Source organism: Pseudomonas sp. SDO5271_S396, from assembly GCF_054071795.1.
The window spans coordinates 1-1,764 of record NZ_JBSVWB010000111.1; the positions used below are offsets into that span (position 1 = coordinate 1).

Here is a 1,764-nt window from a genome sequence, read left to right on the forward strand (position 1 = left end):
CGAGCAGTCGATCAGTTATGCCGAGCTGAACCGCCGGGCCAACCGCCTGGCCCATCACCTGATCGCCCAGGGCATCGGCCCGGAACGACTGGTGGGCGTGGCGGTGGAGCGTTCGTTCGCGATGATCGTCAGCCTGCTGGCCGTCTTGAAAACCGGGGGCGCCTATGTGCCGCTGGATCCGCAATACCCGCGTGAACGCTTGCTGCATATGCTCGAAGACAGCGGCGTGCAGTTGGTGTTGACCCAGGCTCACGTGGCGATGCCGTTGCCTGAAGGCATGACGACGGTTGACGTTGCAGACAGCGCTTTGGCGCTGAGCCCTGAACATGATCCGCAGGTGGCCGTCTCCCCGCAAAACCTGGCCTACGTGATCTACACCTCCGGCTCTACCGGCAAGCCGAAGGGCGTGGCGATCAATCATGCCGCGCTGACCGAGTTCTCCAGCATCGCCGCCGGCTATTCGCGCCTGACCCATGACGACCGCGTACTGCAATTCGCCACCCTTAACTTCGACGGCTTTGTCGAGCAGCTGTACCCGGCGCTGACCCATGGCGCCACGGTGGTGCTGCGCGGTCCGGAGCTGTGGGACAGCGCGCGGCTGTACGACGAAATCATCAGCCAGGGCATCACCCTGGCCGACTTGCCGACCGCCTACTGGAATCTGTTCCTGCTCGACTGCCTGGCGTCGGGGCCGCGCTCTTACGGTGCACTGCGCCAGATCCATATCGGCGGCGAAGCCATGCCGCTGGACGGTCCGGCGCAGTGGCTCAAGGCTGGACTTGGCCATGTGCGTTTGCTGAACACCTACGGCCCGACCGAAGCCACGGTGGTGTCGAGCGTGCTGGATTGCACCTCGGGCAACGAACTCATCGGCGCCACCGCCAGCCCGATCGGGCGTTCATTGCCCGGGCGTGCGTTGTATGTGCTGGACCGTGATTTGAACCTGGCGCCGCTGGGCGCTGTGGGTGAGTTGTATATCGGCAGCAGCTGCGGCCTGGCGCGTGCGTACTTGAACCGTCCATTGTTGACGGCCGAGCGTTTTGTGCCGGACCCGTTCGGTGAAACCGGCGAGCGCCTGTACCGCACCGGCGACCTGGCGCGCTATCGCGCCGACGGGGTGATCGAGTACGTGGGCCGGGTTGATCATCAGGTGAAAATCCGTGGTTTCCGTATCGAACTGGGGGAAATCGAAGCGCTGTTGCTGGCCCAGACAGGCGTGCGTGAAGCGCTGGTGTTGGCGGCGGATAACCAACTGGTGGCTTATCTGGTTGCCGAACATCGCGATGCCGAGGCTCTGAAAGCGATCCTGCGCGAACAACTGCCGGATTACATGGTGCCCGCGCACCTGATCTTCCTCGACCGCATGCCGCTGAACCCCAACGGCAAGCTGGACCGCCAGGCGCTGCCGAAACCCGAGGCCAGTCAATCGCAACAGGAGTGGGTCGCGCCGGCCAGCGAACTGGAGCAGCAAGTGGCGGCGGTATGGGCCGATATTCTTGGTGCCGGGCGGGTAGGGCTGACCGATCACTTCTTCGAGATGGGCGGACATTCGCTGCTGGCGATGCGGGTGGTGTCGCGTCTGCGGCAGGTGCTTGAGCGTGAAGTGCCGTTGAAACTGGTGTTCGAGCAACCGCGCCTGCAAGGTTTTGTTGCCGCCTTGGCGAGCGACAGCGGCGCGCCTCTGGCCCCGCCGTTGCTGGCAGTCGAGCGCGATCAACCGCTGCCGCTGTCCTATGCCCAGGAACGCCAGTGGTTCCTCTGGCA

At 64.3% G+C, this 1,764-nt stretch carries 1 protein-coding gene; it reads left to right on the plus strand.

Features of this window, described 5'->3' with window-relative positions; translation table 11 throughout:
- A partial coding sequence (locus ACW9IN_RS30065) for an amino acid adenylation domain-containing protein (protein WP_457369237.1) occupies positions 1-1,764 on the plus strand: 1,764 nt, incomplete at both ends.